This is a genomic window from Stenotrophomonas sp. HMWF023 (assembly GCF_003060985.1).
GTDB lineage: Bacteria > Pseudomonadota > Gammaproteobacteria > Xanthomonadales > Xanthomonadaceae > Stenotrophomonas > Stenotrophomonas lactitubi.
This window is the reverse complement of record NZ_QAIJ01000208.1, coordinates 1-958: the sequence shown is the minus strand read 5'-3', so window position 1 is coordinate 958 and position 958 is coordinate 1. Positions and strand designations below refer to the sequence as shown.

1 protein-coding gene is annotated in these 958 nt (G+C 68.3%); it reads right to left on the bottom strand.

Annotation, left to right across the window (positions count from 1 at the left end; all coding sequences use genetic code 11):
- Positions 1–170: 170 nt before the first annotated feature.
- A partial coding sequence (gene ampE / locus DBR20_RS11260; protein ID WP_108266232.1) for a regulatory signaling modulator protein AmpE occupies positions 171–958 on the bottom strand: 788 nt, incomplete at its 5' end.

Genomic DNA, 958 nt, shown 5'->3' with positions numbered 1-958 from the left:
GTCAGAGGTGGGGCGGTGTGGGGCTGCAGGACCGTTGGCGCCATGGATGGGTTTACGGCGTGTCCTGCAGGCCCACATCGCCCCGCCAGACCCACAGAAATCCAGAGCCGCTGTTGCTGTTGCTGTTGCTTCCAGCGGGTGCAGGGCTGCAAGCCCTGCAGAAAGAACAACTAGGTCACCCAGCCTGCAATCACCAGCACGGCCAGCGCCGCCAACCACAGCAGCAACATCCGCCACACCAGGCTCATCGCATCACGCAGGTCCGGCAGCCGCTGCCACACCGGCAGCAGGCCGGCTTCGGTGTAATCGTGCGCATCTTCGCGCAGTTCGGCATTGACGCTGGCACGCGCCACCGCGCCCAGGAAACCAATGTCGCCGGCCAAGCGCTCACCATGCGCCTGGCGCCATGCCTTCCAGGCCGTGTCGAAGTTGCCGACCAGGGCCATCGAAAACGCCATCAACTGGGCAACGGGCCATTCAATCCAGCCCAGCAACCGCTGCGCCAGCGCCAGCGGTTCCACCGGCACGCGCGCACGCATCGGGCTTTCGGCCATCAATGCAAGCAGGCGATAACCGAGGGCACCGACCGGGCCCAGCAGCAGGAACCAGAACAGCACCGCGAACCAGCGCCGCAGCGCGTTGAGCACGGTCGCCTCGACCAGCGAAGGAACATCCTCGCGCAGGCTGCCACCGGCCGACTGCAGGTTGCGTACCGCCGCCTGCCGGGTCGGTGCATCGTCGGCATCGATGATCGCTTCGATGTCGCGGTCCAGATCCCGCGGGCCCCAGCACCAGGCCAGCACGGCCACGCCCAGCAGCAGCGCCGGAAGGCCGAACAGCACCCCGCGCAGCAGCCAGGCGACCAACGCCATCAGCAGCAGTGGCGGTACGATCGCCAGCGCCACGCCGGCGGCCCCCTGCCAGGCCAGACCACCGCGCGCGTCCAGCCAGCCCAGCC